We start from the raw sequence: 17101 nt of genomic DNA, 5'->3' as shown, positions 1-17101 counted from the left end.
GGCAATGATTACAATCGACAAAGATCTTTTTCAGATCGGTCTTGAGCAGCGCAAGGCCACACTGGGCGCACACTACGTTGAGAAGAACCTGGCAGCAGCTGATGATTTCACGCGCCCTTTCCAAGAAGCGATGACGGCGTGGTGCTGGGGCTTCGGCTGGGGGGACGACGTAATCGATGCCAAGACCCGATCAATGATGAACTTGTCGATGATCGGCGCTCTCGGAAAGATGCATGAATGGGAAATCCACTGCCGGGGCGCAATCAACAATGGCGTCACCCGCGAGGAAATCCGCGGCATCATCCACGTGATCGGAATCTATTGCGGTGTTCCACAAGCCCTGGAGTGCTTTCGGACGGCGCGCAAGGTGCTGGAAGAGTCCTGATCAGACGTCTTCGCTTGCGTAAGCGTCTTGATCGCCGGAAAGTGCCGGTTGTAAGGTGCGGTTACTCGTGGGACATCCCGTTTGTTGATTATAGCTTCTCTCTGAGCGCTTCGTAAGGCGTCTTTCCGTTATGTGCGCCATGCGGCCTGTGGAAGTTGTAGAAGCGCTCCCATTCGCCCAACTTTGCTTCAAGATCGACATCGCCTTTGTAGCTCAGCAACTGGTAGAATTCCTGCCCATCCGACCTGTGTGACCGTTCCACCTTACCGTTCAGCTGCGGCGTCCCGCGCCTGATGTAGGCATGGCGGATGCCAAGATCCTCGACATGCCAATGGAATTTGGCCTGGAACTCATGGCCGTTATCCGTCCTGATTTCGCGGATGCGGAACGGGAACTTTTCAACGACGTGGTCAACGAAGTTGATTGCATTGGCTACGCGAGTTCGATGTGCCGCAGGATGTTCTTGACATACGCAACGGCGGCTGGATCGAGAGCGGCCCACCGTCGGAGGAGACCGCCGTCACAACGCTGCACCTCGACGGTGACGGTGCGCTGGCCGGCAAGCCTTCCGACAACGAGATCGGCTGGCATGTTCCGGCGAACCTCTTGCACGGGCTGGCCTCGGGCGATACCGGGTATTTCGGTCGCTACGGGGGCCTGCCGCTCGAGCAAAGCGAAGATGATGCGCGTGCTTTGTGTTTCGAAACCGGGCCATTGTCAGCGGATTTCATTCTTTACGGCAACGCCGAAGTGACGCTTGTGGTTTTGGCGGAAGAGGAACTAAGTCAGATCAGCCTGCGTATTTGTGACGTTTCGCCAACCGGCATCTCATCGCGCGTCGGGCTCGCGGTCCGCAATCTCGCGCTTGACGACACGCTCGACGCGCCTGAGTGCGATCTCGGCCCGGGCCCAAGGCGCATCCGCGTGCGGTTCCACAGTAATGCGTATCGCTTCCGGGCGGGCCATCGCATCCGCTTTTCCGTAGGAACCTCCTACTGGCCTTTAGTATGGACAGCCCCTCGGCTGGCGGCTTTGCGTTTAGAAAGTGGGATGATCGAGTTGCCCTCCTTTCAAGGCGAGCCTATCGTCCTGCAAACAGAGTTTCCGAAGCCGCAAGCAGCGGCAAACATCCCCAATGACGAAACTGTATCAGCGCCGAAATTGTCCCGTACCCACACAACGAGCGCAGACGGCACCACGGCGGTAGGCTGGCGCCAACCTATTACAACAATGCGACTTAACGACATTGATACAGTCTTTTCGTTTGAAACGTCATTCGATCATCGCATTCATCCAAATGTCCCAACATCGGCTCAAAACGCGTTTCGGCATTGGATGGAAGTAGTGCGCCCCGATGGAATTGCTCAGGTTACCTCATCGGTAGAAACTGCCTGCACGGAAGACGAGGTTCTGCTTGACGGAGAAATAACTGTCCGTTGGAACGATGAGCAGATTCTTTCAAATTCGTGGACCCGGCGCATTCAACGACGGTTTACCTGAATTTCTGGACGGTTAAAAGAGCCTCACGTAGCCAGGCGACGAAGTTGGCGAGCGGCGGCTTGAGCGGCGTGTCATTGGGCCAGACCAGACAACACGCGCCGTCGATGACACGCGGGATGCGCCGAATGCCACCGCCATTGTAATGCGTGTGTTTTCGGTTTCGGCGAGATCGCTCGGCAACCAACGCAACACGCAAGCGACCATCTAAGATGCGCACAGCCTTATAAAGTATATCTGAGCCAAAGTGCTGTTTGCCGCGTTACCGGAAAACCTGCTCAAGGCTTAGGAACAGGCCCGTCAGCGTACAGATGCGCAAATCATCACGGCATAACTGCAGCAGCCTCGATCAGGCCCGCGCCACCCTTGCTCATCAATGGCATACCGATGAAAAGAGAAACTCCGGGTGACGACCCAACGCTTTCTGGATCAGGCATTTGTCACTGAAACGGCGAGATCGGTAATCATTTCAGCCGTGTCTTCTACGGGCATAGGAAGCGATCTGGCTGTGATTGAGTACCCTTCGAAGTAAGGCACTAGCAAGGCGCGCAGACGGTCGCGCGCAGCCGTGTCGAAGCCGTCTGGCAATGCGAAGTCCACGACTACCTTCGAGAACTGGCTGTAGTAATCCATTAGGCGCAGGTCGATTTCCTTGTTTCGGCTGGAGATCGCCCAGATTTCCCGGAAGGCGCGGCACATATCGGAAACCTCTTGTCCATGTGACAAGCCCACGCTGACAAGAAACTTTATCCGCTCTCGCGTAGTCCCGAACTGGTGGCGATCCGTCATGTGGACCAGGTTTGCGGAACACTCCTCGAAGTACCGACCGACCATGGCGGCAAGCACGTCGTCGCGCGAATTGAAATAGTACTGCACGTTGCTAAGGCGCATCCCGGCGCAGTCCGCAAGTTTGCGCAAAGTCAGGCCAGCATCGCCGGTGTCGGTCATAAGCTTCAGCGCGCAATCCAGAATCAGCTTTTCCTTTGGAGATCTGGCTTCTGAGGTAGGCTCGGGTTTCACTTGTTGGCTCTCTGCGCTTCCTGAGTGTCGGTGCGACTGCACAATACTCACGATCGGCACTTGACGCACTTGGTCAATTGACCTAATTTTTTGGTCAAGCGACCAACATAACGAGAGTAATCAGAATGATCAATGCGTTACGAACCCCCGATGAGCGATTTCAGGGACTCAAGGATTTTCCTTTTGCACCGCATTACGTCGAAAACCTCAGGGGATACGAGGGGTTGCGAGGTCACTACCTTGATGAAGGTGACGCACGATCAAATGATGTGTTCCTGACGCTTCACGGCGAACCGAGCTGGAGCTACCTCTACCGAAAGATGATCCCGGCGTTCGTTGCCGCAGGCGGGCGTGTAATTGCGCCGGACTGGCTTGGCTTCGGAAGGTCGGACAAGCCGGTGGACGAGGCAGTCTACACGTTCGACTTCCATCGAAATTACATGCTGGCGCTTATTGAGCATCTGGACCTGACGAATATCACGCTAGTCGTGCAGGACTGGGGAGGTGTTCTCGGCCTGACAATCCCGATGGAGATGCCCGAGCGGTTCAAGCGACTGATCATCATGAATACCGGCCTGATGATGGGGCCGGTCGACAGCCCGGCCTTCGAAGTTTGGAAAGCGGATATCGATTCGAGCGATGACGTGCCGGTCAGTGCGATCATGCAGAAGAACGAACCGGTCATTTCCGAAGTCGAAGCCCTGGCATATGAAGCGCCCTTTCCCGACAAGACTTACAAGGCCGGGGTGCGCCGGTTTCCCCATCTGCTGGCGACCACAGATGAGGCGCCGGGTGTCGCGACCTCTCGGCGAGCGGCTGAATTCTGGTCCAATGAATGGGTCGGCGAGAGCTTCATGGCGGTCGGCATGATGGACAAAATGTTGGGCCCGGATGTGATGGCTGTCATGCGCAAGATAATCAAGGGCTGTCCGCCTCCGCTGGAAATCGCCGATGGCGGGCATTTCGTTCAGGAATCCGGCGGGCGTCTGATTGCGGAAAAGGCAATGTCGCATTTTGGCCTGCGCAAGGACTAGCGTGCGTCAAGAAACCGAAATTAGATTAGAGGAAACGAAAAATGCACAACGAAGTTCTTGTCATCGGCGCAACGGGTAAGACCGGCAGGCGCGTTGCTGACCGACTGAAGGCACGCGGCGTGCCGGTCCGGGAAGCCACGCGGCGCAGCGCGATCCCTTTTGACTGGGAAGATCCCGACACATGGGGCGAAGCGCTGAGCGATATTGACGCGGCCTATGTGGCCTATTCACCGGACCTTGCAGTGCCTTCGGCACAAGGCGTCATTCGCGACTTTGTTGCGGCGGCTGAAAAAGCCGGTTTGCGCCGGATCGTTCTCTTGTCGGAACGTAATGAGGCCCGCGCACAAGCCTGTGAAAAGCTGCTAATGGAGTCGTCTCTGGAATGGACGATCCTGCGGCCAAGCTGGTTCATGCAGAATTTCAGTGAAGGCGGCTTTCTGGACAGTGTGATGAGCGGCGAGGTCTCTGCACCGGATTCCGGCGCGCCCGAACCTTGGGTCGATCTCGAAGACGTTGCCGACGTTGCTGTCGCAGCACTGCTTGAGGACGGGCATAAAGGTGAAATCTACGAGATAACCGGACCTGAACTTCTGACTTGGCCGCAAGCGGTAGCCCGAATCGCGAAGGCCAGCGGGCTGGATGTGCGGTACCGGACGATCACGCCTGCCAAATTCGAAAGTACCTTGGTCGAGGCCGGCTTCCCGGCGCAAGATGCCAGTTTTGTCGCATCACTTGTAGCCGAAATACTTGATGGGAAGAACGCGAGCACCGCTGACGGTTTGCAACGCGCGATTGGCCGAAGTCCACGAAATTTTGCGGAGTTTGCCCGGGACGCTCAAGCCCGCGGGTGTTGGACCTAGGCGACACAACTTTATATGGTTGTGTCAATCGGCGGTGGTTGCGTTTCCGGTCGGAATTGAGATCAGATCGCGGTCTGTCAGGGTAAGGATATGACATCCTTGCTCTTCCACCACGATCATGTCTTCCAGCTTGATCATTCCGATCTCGGTGTCGCAGAGGTGAAGTTCTATTGCGAGGACCATGCCCGCGCGGATTTGGTCTTCGCCACCGCGTGACAGAAATGGCGGTTCGTTGAGATCGAGACCCACTCCGTGGCCGACAAAATGCGCCGTCCTTCCGTCTGCAAATCGTAGAAACGTCTCGGCGATCCCAGCAGCTTTCGCGTGAATGCAAGCGCGCTCGAAAACTTCTCCTGAACTCATACCCGGCGAGATATTGGCGATTAGATTGTCGGACACCGCACGGAGACATCGGTGCAGTTTCTGAGCCTTGATGTCTGGCCAGCCTATGCAATACGTACGCGACTGATCACCATGATATCCGTTCAAACAGGTCGGTATGTCCACGATGATCAGCTCTCCGCGCTGTATCGTCCTGCGCGACGCTCCGGCGGGGATCGCCGCACTCAGTCCACGCCCCGATATCGTGAATACAACACCGCTTTGTGCTTGGCGGTTTTCTCCGGAAGTGAGCGGCCCGCGTCCCATTGTAAAGTCGGGCTGCCTGACGAAATACACACCTTCGTGGCCGGCCCTGCGGTGTCCATCTTCGACAATCGCAGAAGCTTCAAGCTCAGTCATACCGGCCCGCCAGAACCGCATTGCCGCCTCGTGACCTTTATCGAGCGCCCGAGCGGCGTTCTTGATCGACTCTATCTCACTCAGGTCTTTGATCATTCGTTGTTCGAGTATGTCGCGTGAAACATCTACTAGTTTGGCAGATCCCAAGACATCACGTAACCGCTGGTATTGAGGGACAGTCATCACGTCCTTCTCGACGCCGATCACCATGCCTTTGGTTTTTTTGCCGACACAGTTCGCCACAATTTCGGCAATTTTGCTTTCTTGTGAAATGCTATCTTTCGGAAGCGTGCTTTGTTCCAAAGCAAAGTCCAAGCCTGAACGAACAAAAAGGCGCGCATCGTAAGGGGAGATGAATAACCAGCCCGGTTGTGATGTTGCCGTGTAGTAGAAAATATCTCTGCTAATATGCAGTAAGGCGCCTGTAAGTTCTCTTTGCCGAAGCCGCTTCTGCAAAGCTTCAATTCTTAACTTCTGAGCGGTCATCGATAACTCCCTCATAATAAGTATGAAAACAAAAACTTGCTAGGAAGTTGTCGCAACTTTTGGCGGGAAGGTTCGAGCTGGGCTCAATTGAGCCACTTGGTAACATTTCGGGTCGTTCTTTTGCATAAACGCTTTCGGTAGCCACTGCATTTAACACTTTCCCTTTCTCGTTTTTGTCGCTGCTCATCACAACAAGCTCAATTTCAATGACGGAGGACCATTGACTCGCATCGGTCATTTAACTAAACAAACATATGTTTGGTGAATGAGATATGTCAAATGGCGACTGCTATACGTTCAAATAATCGGCTGGATGTTCTGCTCGATAGTTCGGCGGAGCTTTTTTCAACCCGAGGGTATCAGGCGACAACCATGCGAGACATCGCACGGAAGTGCGGAATGCTTCCAGGGTCGATCTATTATCATTATCCGAACAAGGAAGCGTTACTCGTCGGCGTCTACGAAGAAGGCGTCCGGCATCTGAGTGAGCGTGTCGAGCGCGAGGTCGCCAAGGCGATGAATCCTTGGACCCGTCTGGAAAACATGCTTGCCGCCCATATCGAGATGATCGTTGAGCCAACTGCCTATGCGAGCGTGATCATACGGATCTTTCCCGATGACGTGCCCTCTGCGCGCAATGAGCTCGTGCGCCTGCGAGACAGTTACGAAACTTATCTGCGCGATCTGGTTGCAGCGCTTCCGCTGGCGGAAGATGTCGACCGCCGTCTGCTGCGCCTCTTCCTGATCGGGTCGCTCAACCATATCCCGGTCTGGCATCAGCCCGGAAAGGAGAGCCCCCGGAAACTCGCCCGTCAGTTGATGCGGGTGTTTCGCGGACCTTTGGACTGCCCTTCGAAAGGAGTTGGATCATGAACTATCCGGAACGCGTTCTAGTGACGAAAATAGGGTTCGACGGGCATGATCGGGGGAGCCGCGTTGTGGCGGCATATCTGCGGGATGCTGGCATGGAGGTGATCTATACACCGCCCTGGCAGCAAATTGGCGCGGTGGTCAAGCTCGCGATGCAGGAAGACGTAGATGTTATTGGAGTAAGTTCGCTTGCAACAGATCACCTCATCATGCCGGAGCTGATTGGCGCTCTTCGAGAAGCAGAGATGGGACACGTTCGCCTAATTGTAGGGGGCATAATTCCTCAAAAAGAGCAGCCTGAACTTATCGAAGCGGGCGTCAGCGCCATTTTCGGCCCTGGCGCCACAAGTGAAGAAATTGTCGAAGTCGTGAGAGGGCTGGCACGAGAGGCTCGCAAAATGCGCGAAGATACGGAGGTATTGGATGTCCAGTAAAACTTTGAAAGATAACGGTTCAGACTTGGCAGCAAAGCAGGCTGATTGGCAAAATCGTTACGACAAGGAAATTGGCGAGCACCGGACCGTTGTAAATCGCTCAGGGATCGAGGTTCGTCCACTTTATACGCCGCTGGACTGGTCGGAGAACAGGTATGAAGAAGACGTAGGTCTGCCGGGAGAGCCGCCCTATACGCGCGGCATCTACAGTACTATGCACCGAGGTCGGACTTGGACCCAAAGGCAACTCATTGGCCTGGGCACGCCTCAGGACTATAACAAGCGGGTCCGTATGTTGTTGCAGCAAGGCGCTTCAGCAATCAGCCTGTTGCCATGCAATTCAGGCTTTCGAGGAATTGATTGCGACGAGAGTCCCGTTCCACTGCTTGGTACTTGCGGCACTGTAATAAACACAGTCGAGCACATGGAAGCGGCACTTGATGGGGTGCCAATTGATGAGATCTCCACTGCGATGAACGATCCCACACCGTTCACTCTTTTTGCCTTCTTGATTGGTGTGGCCAAACGGAGAGGCGTGCCTCTAGACAAGATTACCGGCACGGCAAACCAATCGGATTACATCTCTCATTTTGTCGCAAATCACATGTTCTACCGGCTAAGTCAGCCGGGGGCCAGACGCGTGTTTGTTGACCATGTTAGGTTCTGCCGGGAAAATGTGCCGAACTGGAACCCGGTATCGATTGTTGGCCAGCATATGCAGCAGGCCGGTGCAACCCCTGCAGAAACCGTGGGACTTACGCTTTCTACCGCGATCCAGTACGCGGAGGATTGCATTGCAGCAGGTATGCACCCTGACAACATCCTCCCGCGCTTTACCTATTTCTTCGACATCTCGATCAGTTTTTTCGAGGAGGTGGCGAAGTTTCGAGCCGGTCGGAGAATATGGGCGCACATCGCCCGTGACCGTTTGGGTGCAAAAGATCCCCGGTCATGGCGGTTCAAATTCCATGGTCAAACATCTGGCGTAGACTTAACGCAGCAACAACCTCTCAACAACATCGCTCGGGTGACGGCACAAGCAATTGCTGGAATTTTTGGCGGTCTGCAGTCTATGCATACTGACGGATTTGATGAGGCTATGGCCTGCCCGACAGAAGATGCTGCCAGGATCGCAGTTGCAACTCAGAACATCCTCCGGGAAGAAGCCCATTTGTGTGACGTAATCGATCCATTGGGCGGCTCGTACTACGTAGAATCTCTGACGAACGAGATGGAAGAAGAAATTCTCAAGGTCATGGGCGTGATCGAAAATGCAGGCGGTATGTACAAAGCCGCAGATGCTGGAATCGTGCAGCGCATGATCGGGAAATCCGCGCTCAGCTACCAAAATCGCATCGAAAGTGGAACTGAGAAGGTTGTGGGAGTAAACTGTTATAAATCTGAGATTGAGGACGGAGAAGTTGAAACCTATCGTCCAAATCGTTCGGCAATGGAGGCACAAGTTGCAGCGTTCAAGGCCTTCAAAGCCAGCCGGAGTCAGCGCGCAGTCGACAAGTCACTTAATGAGCTGGCCAGAGCGGCGAATGGTTCCGAGAACGTTTACGAGAAAGTGGTCGAAGCAGTCGACTGCGGCGTAACCCACGGTGAAATTATCTCGTGTTTGCGGGGTGAGCTGGGATTTGGCCATCCTTTGATGGTGGCGTAATGTCGATCAATGATCAGACGGCAAAAATCTTAGCGCTCGCAAATCGTCTTCGTCAGGGCGACACACGTGCGCTCGGCCGCGCGCTTACCTTGATTGAAAATGGCGGGTCCGAAGCAAGAGAATTGATTACTTTGCTTTCGGACAGTTTCGGTGAGGCGCAAATCATTGGGTTTACTGGGCCTCCTGGTGCTGGAAAATCCACTCTTGTCGATGCGCTAATCCACGAATGGCGACGGGCTGGCCGTCGCGTTGCCGTGCTCGCCGTTGACCCTGTGAGCCCAATCACCGGAGGTGCGATGTTGGGTGACCGTACTCGCATGGGCGCGCACAGCCTCGACGATGATGTTTTCATACGGTCGGTATCGGCAAGGGGTCATCTAGGCGGCTTGTGCGCGGCCGCGCTGGATATGGCTGATGTTATGGATGCTGCCGGTTGGCCGCTGATTTTGATTGAAACGGTCGGGGCTGGGCAGTCGGAAACCGAGATAGCTCAAGTGGCTGATTTCAGCGTTGTTGTATCTGCGCCTGGGCTCGGCGACGAGGTTCAAGCGCTCAAAGCCGGAATCCTAGAGATAGGAGATCTGCTTGTTGTCAATAAGGCCGACCGAGACGACGCCGATGAAACGAGTAAGCAACTGGAAGCGATGCTTGCGCTGCGAGCCGGTCCGAAACGCGATGTGCCGGTGATGAAAGTTTCTGCTTCAACAGGCAGTGGCGTTACGGAGCTGAAAGACGCGCTGGATTATCTGCTCGAAACTTCAGGAGCAAGCACCCGCGAAGACCGCAAGCGCAAGCGCGATGCACGTAAACTTGCGATCACTGTACTTCGGATTGCCGGCCGCGTTTCGGCGGGGATTCCGGAAGTAGACGTGGATGCTATGAGGCCGGAAGATCTGGATCGTGCCATTAGGCGTTCGCTTGCCGCCCTTTCTACGGAAGGCAAGAATTAATGTACCTGGCTAGACGTCCGCTCGTCTTGGCAACGCTCCGTCGTGCTTGCTTGGTTGACGTTGTTCTCGGCTTAGAGGTTCGGGCGCTTCTGAAGTCCGACACTTTTCGTCGATTAGCGCCACGAACCCAGCGAGGATTTGATTCCCGTAGTCCGAAGGGATGCCTGTTGCAAGCGATAGGTGGCGACCAGAGGTGTCAACAGGGTCAAACGACTAACTATTCACGTTCTACTAGGTTGACCCAAGCTCGGCCCAGCAGGCCGTGCACATTAAGTGAGGCGCGATCTATAGCGGCCCACTTCCAACGCAAAGAGCATTGAACTCTGGACGGGCGCTGAAAAATGTGGACAAAGGGAGGACACAATTTGGCACAGTCGTCGAGAGGCGCGGATGGGCTTGCGTCCATTCCGGCGCTTTTGCAGCGCAACGCCGCGCAGTTCGGAGCCAGGCCCGCCTATCGGGAGAAGGAATACGGGATCTGGCAGAGCTGGACCTGGGCCGAGGCGGAGCAGGAAATCGAGGCGCTGGCGCTGGGGCTGTTGAAGCTTGGCGTCGATAAAGGCGACTTCATTGCCATCATCGGGCGTAACCGGCCCTATTTCTACTGGTCGATGGTCGCGGCGCAATCGGTGGGGGCGATCCCGGTGCCGGTCTATCAGGACAGCGCCAGCGACGAGATGGCCTATGTGCTGGACCATTGCGGCGCGCGGTTTGCCATTGTCGAGGACCAGGAACAGGTCGACAAGATCATCGACATCCAGGAGGGCCTGCACCAGTTCGAGCACATGATATACGTGGATCCGCGCGGCCTGCGGAAATACGATCATGGCAAGCTGCACCAGTTCAGCGATATGCAGGCGCAGGGGCGTGAGGCGAAAGACACGTTGATGTCCGAGCTGAAGGCGCGGCGCGAGGCCCTAGAATATGACAGCACCTGTGTGATGCTGTATACCTCGGGCACGACCGGCAAGCCCAAGGGCGTGGTGCTGTCGAACCGAAACATCATCGAAGCGTCGAAATCCTCGTCGGAGTTTGATCACCTGACGCGGAATGAGGAAGTGCTGGCTTACCTGCCGATGGCGTGGGTGGGGGATTTCATCTTTTCCATCGGACAGGCGTACTGGTGCGGGTTCTGCGTGAACTGCCCGGAAAGCCCGGACACGATGCAGGTGGACCTGCGCGAGATCGGGCCGACGTATTATTTCGCCCCGCCGCGGGTGTTCGAGGGCCAGCTGACCAACGTGATGATCCGGATGGAGGATGCCAGCCAGATGAAGCAATGGCTGTTCCGTACCTTCATGGCGCATGCGCGGAAGGTGGGGCCGGCGATCCTGGACGGCAAGAGCGTCAGCGGGTGGGACCGGCTGAAATACAAGCTTGGCGGGCTGCTGGTGTACGGGCCTTTGAAGGATACGCTGGGGTTCGGGCGCGTGCGCGTGGGGTATACGGCGGGCGAGGCGATCGGGCCGGAGATTTTTGATTTCTACCGGAGCCTGGGCATCAACCTGAAGCAGCTTTACGGGCAGACCGAAGCATCGGTGTTCATCACCTTGCAGCCCGATGGCGAGGTTTATAGCGACACGGTGGGCGTGGCCGCGCCGGGCGTCGAGCTGCGCATCGCCGAGAGCGGCGAGGTCTACTATCGCGGCGATGGCGTGTTCGAGGAATACTACAAGAACGCCGAAAGCACGGCGAGCACCAAGGACGCCGAGGGCTGGGTCGCGACGGGCGATGCCGGGTTCATCGACGAGGCGACCGGGCACCTGAAGATCATCGACCGGGCCAAGGATGTGGGCAAGATGGCCGATGGCAGCCTGTTTGCCCCGAAATACGTGGAAAACAAGCTGAAATTCTATCCCAACATCCTGGAGGCCGTGGTGTTCGGCAACCAGAGGGAGCAGTGCACGGCCTTCATCAACATCGACCTGAATGCCGTGGGCAACTGGGCCGAGCGGAACAATATCGGTTATGCCTCCTACCAGGAGCTGGCGGGGCATCCGCGCGTGCTGGAGACGGTGAAGGAGCACGTCGAAGAGGTGAACCGGAGCCTGGCCGAGGACCCGATGCTGGCGCATTGCCAGGTGCATCGCTTCCTGGTGCTGCACAAAGAACTGGATGCGGATGACGGCGAGATGACCCGAACGCGGAAGGTGCGGCGGGGCGTGATCTCGGAGAAGTTCGAGGAGCTCTTGGGGGCCTTGTATGACGGCTCGACGGAGAAGTTCACCACGACGGAAGTGACCTATGAGGATGGGCGCAAGGGCAGCATCTCGGCCACTCTGAAGATCGTGGAGGCCGAGGTGGTGCCGGTGGCGCAGGAGAAGGTGGCGGCGGAATGATGGGACGACGCTCAGCTTTGCTTTCGCCCCGCCCGCCATCCCGTTTCGCGTTGGGAGAGTTTTAATGCTTGATCAGACCGAAGGTTTCACCACCGAGGATGGCCGCAAGATCGGCGGCGTGGTGATGGAGATGAAGAACATCACGCTGCGTTTCGGCGGGGTGGTCGCGATCCAGGATATCAGCTTTGACGTGCGGGAAGGCGAGATCCGGGCGATCATCGGGCCGAATGGTGCGGGCAAATCCTCGATGCTGAACGTGATTTCCGGCTTCTACAATCCGCAGGAAGGCGAGGTTTGGTACAAGGGCGAAAAGCGCCCGCAGATGAAGCCCTACCAGGTGGCGCAACAGGGGATAGCGCGGACGTTCCAGAACATCGCCCTCTTCGAGGGGATGAGCGTGCTGGACAACGTGATGACGGGGCGCATCCGGCAGATGAAATCGGGGCTGTTTTCGCAATCTCTGTGGAAGGGCAAGGCCGAGCGCGAGGAGGTCGAGAACCGGGCTTTCGTGGAGCGGATCATCGACTTTCTGGAAATCCAGCATATCCGCAAGACGCCGGTGGGGCGACTGCCCTACGGCCTCAAGAAACGCGTGGAACTGGCGCGGGCCCTGGCGGCAGAGCCGTCGATCCTGCTGCTTGATGAGCCGATGGCGGGGATGAACGTGGAGGAGAAGGAGGACATGAGCCGCTTTGTCCTCGACGTGAATGACGAGTTCGGGACCACGATTGTTCTTATCGAGCATGACATGGGGGTGGTTATGGATTTGTCCGACCGTGTCGTGGTGATGGATTACGGCAAGAAGATCGGGGATGGCACGCCGGACGAGGTGCGCAGCAACCAGGCGGTGATCGATGCCTATTTGGGGGTGGCGCATGATTGATGTGGGGCGGTCTGCGTGGGTTTTCACCCACCGAAGATGGGTTTTCACCCATCCTACGACGCCCCAGATTGATGCGGGCAGGTCGCCCGTCCCGGCCTTGAGCCGGGACCTCGGCAGCCGGGAGGCCCCGGATCAGGTCCGGGGCGGGAATGCGAAGGAGGTACGTGATGCCTGATCAGCTGATTTTCGGAATGGAAGTGTTCCTGAACGGCCTTATGGCCGGGGTTCTTTACGCGCTGGTCGCGCTGGGCTTCGTGCTGATTTACAAGGCGTCGGGGATCTTCAATTACGCGCAAGGCGTGATGGCGCTGTTTGCCGCGCTGACGCTGGTGGGGATCATGGAAGGGCAGGTGCCGTTTTCGCACCTGATCAACGCGATCTTCGGCACGGAGATCCACCATTTCGGCTGGCACGTGCCGGCGCTGGCAGCGATTTTGCTGACGATGGTGGTGATGGTGGCGCTGGCCTGGGTCGTGAATGTGCTGATCTTCAAGCACCTGGTGAACCAGGAGCCGATCATCCTGTTCATGGCCACGATCGGCCTTGCCTATTTCCTCGAAGGGTTCGGGGACATGATGTGGGGGTCGGACATCAAGACGATGGATGTGGGCCTGCCGCAGGGGATCAACGAGGTGATCGACACGACCACGGCGGGGTGGTTCGGATACGGCTTTTTCATCGACAACCTGGACATCGTGGCGACGGTGATTGCCGCCGCGCTGGTCTTCACGCTGATCGTGTTCGCGCAATACACCAAACAGGGGCGCGCGATGCGGGCGGTGGCGGACGATCACCAGGCGGCGCTGTCGGTGGGCATTTCGCTGAACTTCATCTGGGTGATGGTGTGGTCGCTGGCCGGGTTCGTGGCGCTGGTCGCGGGGATCATGTGGGGCACGAAATCGGGCGTGCAGTTCTCGCTGAGCCTGATCGCACTGAAGGCGTTGCCGGTGCTGATGCTGGGCGGTTTCACCTCGATCCCCGGGGCCATCGTGGGGGGCTTGCTGATCGGCGTGGGCGAGAAGCTCTTTGAGTTCGCCATCGGCGCGCCCTACCTGGGCGGGGCGACGGAGATCTGGTTTGCCTATGTGCTGGCGCTGATTTTCCTGGTGTTCCGGCCGCAGGGCCTGTTCGGCGAGAAGATCATTGAGCGGGTGTGAGCGGTGCCGATGGATCAAACCCTACCCTGCCCGGATTGCGGTACGGCGATACATTTCGAGACAAGTGCGCTGTTCCAGGGGCGGCATTACACCTGCCCTGCGTGCAAGGCCGATATTGCGCTTGCGCAGTCGGGACGCGCCACTTTTCAGGACGCGGCCACACAGTTGGCCAAGCTGAGGACGCAGCTGAAGAAAGACGGGGGTGCGGCGTGAACTGCCGGATTGCCATTGCGGACGATGCCGTTTGGCCGGTCAGGCTTGCGCCGCCCTGCGCGCGGGAGCTTCGTTTCGGGCCTGTGACGTATGTGGAGGAGAGATCTGATGTTTTATCGTGAGGCGGGCGACTTCAAGACGTCCTACGTGGCGGACAGCCAGACCTTTCCGATCAAGTTCGACAGGTATCGGTATTATGCGGTGCTGCTGGCGGCGTTCGCCGTCGTGCCCTTCGTGATCAACGATTACTGGGTGAACGCGGTCTTCCTGCCGTTCCTGATCTATTCGATTGCCGCGATCGGGCTGAACATCCTGGTGGGCTATTGCGGGCAGGTGAGCCTGGGCACCGGGGGGTTTATGGCCGTGGGGGCCTATGCCTGTTACAAGCTGATGACGGGTTTCCCGGAGGTGAGCATCTTTTTCCATGTGATCCTGTCGGGCGGGATCACGGCGGGGGTCTGCGTGCTGTTTGGCTTGCCCAGCTTGCGGATCAAGGGGTTCTACCTGGCTGTGGCGACGCTGGCGGCGCAGTTCTTTCTTGTCTGGCTCTTCAACCGGGTGGGGTGGTTCTACAACTACTCGGCCTCGGGCCAGATCAACGCGCCGGAGCGCACGGTGCTGGGCGTGCCGATCACCGGGGCCGAGACCGCGCCCTGGGCCGCGTATCTTTTCTGCCTGGTATTCACCGTGGTTTGCGCGCTGGTGGCGCGGAACCTGACGCGCGGGATGCAGGGGCGGCAGTGGATGGCGATCCGGGACATGGACATTGCCGCCGAGATCATCGGGGTCAATCCGCTGAAGGCCAAGCTGAGCGCCTTTGCCGTGTCGGGCTTTTTCGTCGGGATTGCGGGGGCGTTGTTCTTTGCTGCTTACCTTGGATCTGTGGATGCGGGAGAGTCCTTCGGGATAAGCAAATCGTTCCTTGTGCTGTTCATGGTGATCATCGGCGGGCTGGGATCGATCTTCGGTTCGTTCGCGGGCGCGGCGTTCCTAGTGCTGTTACCGGTTTTGCTGAAGAACGTGCTGGTGGGCGGGTTGGGATGGCCTGCAGATCTAGCAGCACACTTCGAGTTCATCATACTCGGCGCCTTGATCATCATTTTCCTAATCGCAGAACCGCATGGGCTGGCACAACTTTGGCGTCTCACAAAAGAGAAGCTGAGATTGTGGCCCTTCCCTCATTGAAGCAACCGGTACGGAAGGTTGGGCCGGCCCCTAGCTTTACAACGTCAGAAAAACCAAGGGAGGTAACTGACCAATGAAGAGTAAAATCATAACATTCGCGCTTGTAATAGCAATGTTCGCAGGCCCTGCTATGGCAGATCTTACAATACCTTTAATTAGTTTTAGAACCGGACCATATGCCGCGAACGGAATTCCGATCGCTGATGGATACACAGACTACTTCACATTAATCAACGAGCGTGACGGCGGTGTTGGCGGACAAAAGATCGTTATGCCTGAGTGTGAAACTGGTTATAATACTGAGAAAGGTGTCGAGTGCTACGAAGCGACCAAGCAGAAAGCAGTTCTTTATCAACCGGTTTCAACCGGACTGAACTATCAGCTTATCCCTAAGGCCAGTGCAGACCAAATCCCAATTCATTCGATAGGACATGGCCGGACTTCGGCTGCTAACGGCGCAGTTTTCAAATGGATTTTCAATTATCCGACGAATTATTGGGCAGGTGCCAGTGTCGCTGTCAAATACTTGCTCAAGGAGAATAATGGCGATCTGACCGGTAAATCGATCGCGCTGGTTCACCATAATTCTGCATTCGGCAAAGAACCAATTCCGACCTTGGAAATCTTGGCAGATAAGCACGGGTTCAACTTCACTGCTCTTGCAGTTGACCACCCTGGACAGGAGCAAAAGTCGCAGTGGTTGCAAATCCGGCGTGAACAGCCGGACTACGTGTTGTTGTGGGGCTGGGGCGTAATGAACCCTGTTGCTATCAACGAAGCGGTTAACGTGCGCTTTCCGCTGGAAAACATGATTGGCGTTTGGTGGTCGGGCTCTGAGTCAGATGTGCTGCCCGGTGGAAAAAACTCCGATGGATACAAGGCTTTGGCTATGCATGCGTCGGGCGCAAACTTCGGCGTATACGGCGACCTTAAGACGTTCGTTTATGACAAAGGGCTCGCAGCAGGAAATGGCGATCAGATGGGTACAGTGCTTTACAATCGTGGCCTCTATTCCGCCATGCTAGCGGTTGAGGCGATTAAAACTGCGCAAGAAATTCATGGAGTGTCACAAGTTACAGCACCGATGGTCCGAGACGGTATGGAAACTCTAGTAGTTACAGAAGAGCTAATGGCCAATCTTGGCTTCGAAAACTTCGCTCCGGAAATTGAGGCGACATGTGACAATCATGGCGGCCAGGGCTTGGCCGCTGTGCGTCAATGGGATGCAGAGACAAAGAGCTGGACAATGTTGACTGATTTCATTGCTCCCGACAACGACGTGATTAACCCATTAATTACTGCAGATTCCGAGGCATATGCAGCCGAAGTAGGCATCGAGCTTCGCTGCGAGTAACTTCGGCAAAATAGCCTCTCGAAGCGG

Annotated in this window: 16 protein-coding genes and 1 pseudogene; 13 read left to right on the top strand and 4 right to left on the bottom strand. The window is 56.6% G+C overall.

From position 1 onward, the window contains the following. The first annotated feature begins 4 nt into the window (after window positions 1-4). Complete coding sequence (locus FIU85_RS21270) at window positions 5-385, top strand: carboxymuconolactone decarboxylase family protein (protein ID WP_152498430.1); 381 nt, start codon at window positions 5-7, stop codon at window positions 383-385. Window positions 386-473: 88 nt separating this feature from the next. Here the strand turns inward: FIU85_RS21270 and FIU85_RS21265 are convergent. Further along, window positions 474-818: pseudogene (locus FIU85_RS21265) on the bottom strand (integrase core domain-containing protein); the annotation flags it as partial. 14 nt (window positions 819-832) lie between these two features. Between FIU85_RS21265 and FIU85_RS21260 the strand changes: the two are divergent. Further along, the gene (locus FIU85_RS21260; protein WP_172978962.1) at window positions 833-1885 is read left to right on the top strand and encodes a CocE/NonD family hydrolase C-terminal non-catalytic domain-containing protein; all 1053 of its coding nucleotides are present in this window, start codon (window positions 833-835) and stop codon (window positions 1883-1885) included. Between the two features lie 426 nt (window positions 1886-2311). Here FIU85_RS21260 and FIU85_RS21255 read toward each other — a convergent pair whose 3' ends face one another. Continuing rightward, window positions 2312-2830, bottom strand: a complete 519-nt coding sequence (locus tag FIU85_RS21255) for a TetR/AcrR family transcriptional regulator (RefSeq protein ID WP_172978961.1) — start codon at window positions 2828-2830, stop codon at window positions 2312-2314. A 197-nt stretch (window positions 2831-3027) separates the two neighbouring features. On the opposite strand from FIU85_RS21255, the gene FIU85_RS21250 reads away from it, so the two are divergent. Continuing rightward, window positions 3028-3936, top strand: coding sequence for a haloalkane dehalogenase (locus FIU85_RS21250; RefSeq protein WP_152498427.1), 909 nt, complete (start codon window positions 3028-3030; stop codon window positions 3934-3936). A gap of 41 nt (window positions 3937-3977) precedes the next feature. Continuing rightward, entirely contained in the window at window positions 3978-4796 is an 819-nt protein-coding gene (locus tag FIU85_RS21245) for an NAD(P)H-binding protein (RefSeq protein ID WP_152498426.1), read from the top strand. A 24-nt stretch (window positions 4797-4820) separates the two neighbouring features. Here FIU85_RS21245 and FIU85_RS21240 read toward each other — a convergent pair whose 3' ends face one another. Together FIU85_RS21240 and FIU85_RS21235 are read right to left on the bottom strand one after the other, a co-directional pair. Then, entirely contained in the window at window positions 4821-6023 is a 1203-nt protein-coding gene (locus FIU85_RS21240) for a Xaa-Pro peptidase family protein (RefSeq protein ID WP_172978960.1), read from the bottom strand. Next, window positions 5998-6261: a hypothetical protein gene (locus FIU85_RS21235; RefSeq protein ID WP_152498424.1), complete on the bottom strand. Its 264-nt coding sequence runs from the start codon at window positions 6259-6261 to the stop codon at window positions 5998-6000. Before FIU85_RS21235 ends, FIU85_RS21240 begins: the two co-directional genes overlap by 26 nt. A 41-nt stretch (window positions 6262-6302) precedes the next feature. Here FIU85_RS21235 and FIU85_RS21230 point away from each other — a divergent pair, with 41 nt between their 5' ends. The 9 genes from FIU85_RS21230 to FIU85_RS21185 all read left to right on the top strand — a co-directional run bounded on the left by FIU85_RS21230 (window position 6303) and on the right by FIU85_RS21185 (window position 17074). Further along, the gene (locus FIU85_RS21230) at window positions 6303-6896 is read left to right on the top strand and encodes a TetR/AcrR family transcriptional regulator (RefSeq protein WP_152498423.1); all 594 of its coding nucleotides are present in this window, start codon (window positions 6303-6305) and stop codon (window positions 6894-6896) included. Beyond that, complete coding sequence (locus FIU85_RS21225) at window positions 6893-7327, top strand: cobalamin B12-binding domain-containing protein (RefSeq protein ID WP_152498422.1); 435 nt, start codon at window positions 6893-6895, stop codon at window positions 7325-7327. Before FIU85_RS21230 ends, FIU85_RS21225 begins: the two co-directional genes overlap by 4 nt. Beyond that, window positions 7317-8993: a methylmalonyl-CoA mutase gene (locus FIU85_RS21220; protein WP_152498421.1), complete on the top strand. Its 1677-nt coding sequence runs from the start codon at window positions 7317-7319 to the stop codon at window positions 8991-8993. The genes FIU85_RS21225 and FIU85_RS21220 overlap by 11 nt, the downstream gene beginning before the upstream one ends. Then, a complete protein-coding gene (meaB, locus tag FIU85_RS21215; protein WP_152498420.1) occupies window positions 8993-9943 on the top strand; it encodes a methylmalonyl Co-A mutase-associated GTPase MeaB in 951 nt (316 codons plus the stop codon). Before FIU85_RS21220 ends, meaB begins: the two co-directional genes overlap by 1 nt. A 365-nt stretch (window positions 9944-10308) precedes the next feature. Then, window positions 10309-12282, top strand: a complete 1974-nt coding sequence (locus FIU85_RS21210) for an AMP-binding protein (protein ID WP_254703084.1) — start codon at window positions 10309-10311, stop codon at window positions 12280-12282. Between the two features lie 64 nt (window positions 12283-12346). Then, on the top strand, window positions 12347-13165 hold the full coding sequence (locus FIU85_RS21205; protein ID WP_152498418.1) for an ABC transporter ATP-binding protein: 819 nt from the start codon (window positions 12347-12349) through the stop codon (window positions 13163-13165). 167 nt (window positions 13166-13332) lie between these two features. After that, window positions 13333-14322 carry a branched-chain amino acid ABC transporter permease gene (locus FIU85_RS21200; protein ID WP_152498417.1) on the top strand — a complete coding sequence of 330 codons (990 nt, stop codon included), beginning with the start codon at window positions 13333-13335 and terminating at the stop codon, window positions 14320-14322. Window positions 14323-14643: 321 nt separating this feature from the next. After that, the gene (locus FIU85_RS21190) at window positions 14644-15720 is read left to right on the top strand and encodes a branched-chain amino acid ABC transporter permease (RefSeq protein ID WP_152498415.1); all 1077 of its coding nucleotides are present in this window, start codon (window positions 14644-14646) and stop codon (window positions 15718-15720) included. Between the two features lie 73 nt (window positions 15721-15793). Beyond that, on the top strand, window positions 15794-17074 hold the full coding sequence (locus tag FIU85_RS21185) for an ABC transporter substrate-binding protein (RefSeq protein ID WP_152498414.1): 1281 nt from the start codon (window positions 15794-15796) through the stop codon (window positions 17072-17074). The last annotated feature ends 27 nt before the right edge of the window (window positions 17075-17101 follow it).

This window comes from Roseovarius sp. THAF8, assembly GCF_009363735.1.
Lineage (GTDB): Bacteria > Pseudomonadota > Alphaproteobacteria > Rhodobacterales > Rhodobacteraceae > Roseovarius.
Note: the sequence above shows the minus strand (reverse complement) of the source record. Positions and strands in the feature narration are given on the sequence as shown.

What these genes read in the sequence shown, in the direction of transcription:
- FIU85_RS21245 (WP_152498426.1), top strand. Translation starts at nt 3,978, where the DNA reads ATGCACAACGAAGTTCTTGTCATCGGCGCAACGGGTAAGACCGGCAGG.
- FIU85_RS21225 (WP_152498422.1), top strand. Translation starts at nt 6,893, where the DNA reads ATGAACTATCCGGAACGCGTTCTAGTGACGAAAATAGGGTTCGACGGG.
- FIU85_RS21190 (WP_152498415.1), top strand. Translation starts at nt 14,644, where the DNA reads ATGTTTTATCGTGAGGCGGGCGACTTCAAGACGTCCTACGTGGCGGAC.
- meaB (WP_152498420.1), top strand. Translation starts at nt 8,993, where the DNA reads ATGTCGATCAATGATCAGACGGCAAAAATCTTAGCGCTCGCAAATCGT.
- FIU85_RS21250 (WP_152498427.1), top strand. Translation starts at nt 3,028, where the DNA reads ATGATCAATGCGTTACGAACCCCCGATGAGCGATTTCAGGGACTCAAG.
- FIU85_RS21255 (WP_172978961.1), bottom strand. Translation starts at nt 2,830, where the DNA reads ATGACCGACACCGGCGATGCTGGCCTGACTTTGCGCAAACTTGCGGAC.
- FIU85_RS21270 (WP_152498430.1), top strand. Translation starts at nt 5, where the DNA reads ATGATTACAATCGACAAAGATCTTTTTCAGATCGGTCTTGAGCAGCGC.
- FIU85_RS21205 (WP_152498418.1), top strand. Translation starts at nt 12,347, where the DNA reads ATGCTTGATCAGACCGAAGGTTTCACCACCGAGGATGGCCGCAAGATC.
- FIU85_RS21200 (WP_152498417.1), top strand. Translation starts at nt 13,333, where the DNA reads ATGCCTGATCAGCTGATTTTCGGAATGGAAGTGTTCCTGAACGGCCTT.
- FIU85_RS21240 (WP_172978960.1), bottom strand. Translation starts at nt 6,023, where the DNA reads ATGACCGCTCAGAAGTTAAGAATTGAAGCTTTGCAGAAGCGGCTTCGG.
- FIU85_RS21185 (WP_152498414.1), top strand. Translation starts at nt 15,794, where the DNA reads ATGAAGAGTAAAATCATAACATTCGCGCTTGTAATAGCAATGTTCGCA.
- FIU85_RS21220 (WP_152498421.1), top strand. Translation starts at nt 7,317, where the DNA reads ATGTCCAGTAAAACTTTGAAAGATAACGGTTCAGACTTGGCAGCAAAG.
- FIU85_RS21235 (WP_152498424.1), bottom strand. Translation starts at nt 6,261, where the DNA reads ATGACCGATGCGAGTCAATGGTCCTCCGTCATTGAAATTGAGCTTGTT.
- FIU85_RS21230 (WP_152498423.1), top strand. Translation starts at nt 6,303, where the DNA reads ATGGCGACTGCTATACGTTCAAATAATCGGCTGGATGTTCTGCTCGAT.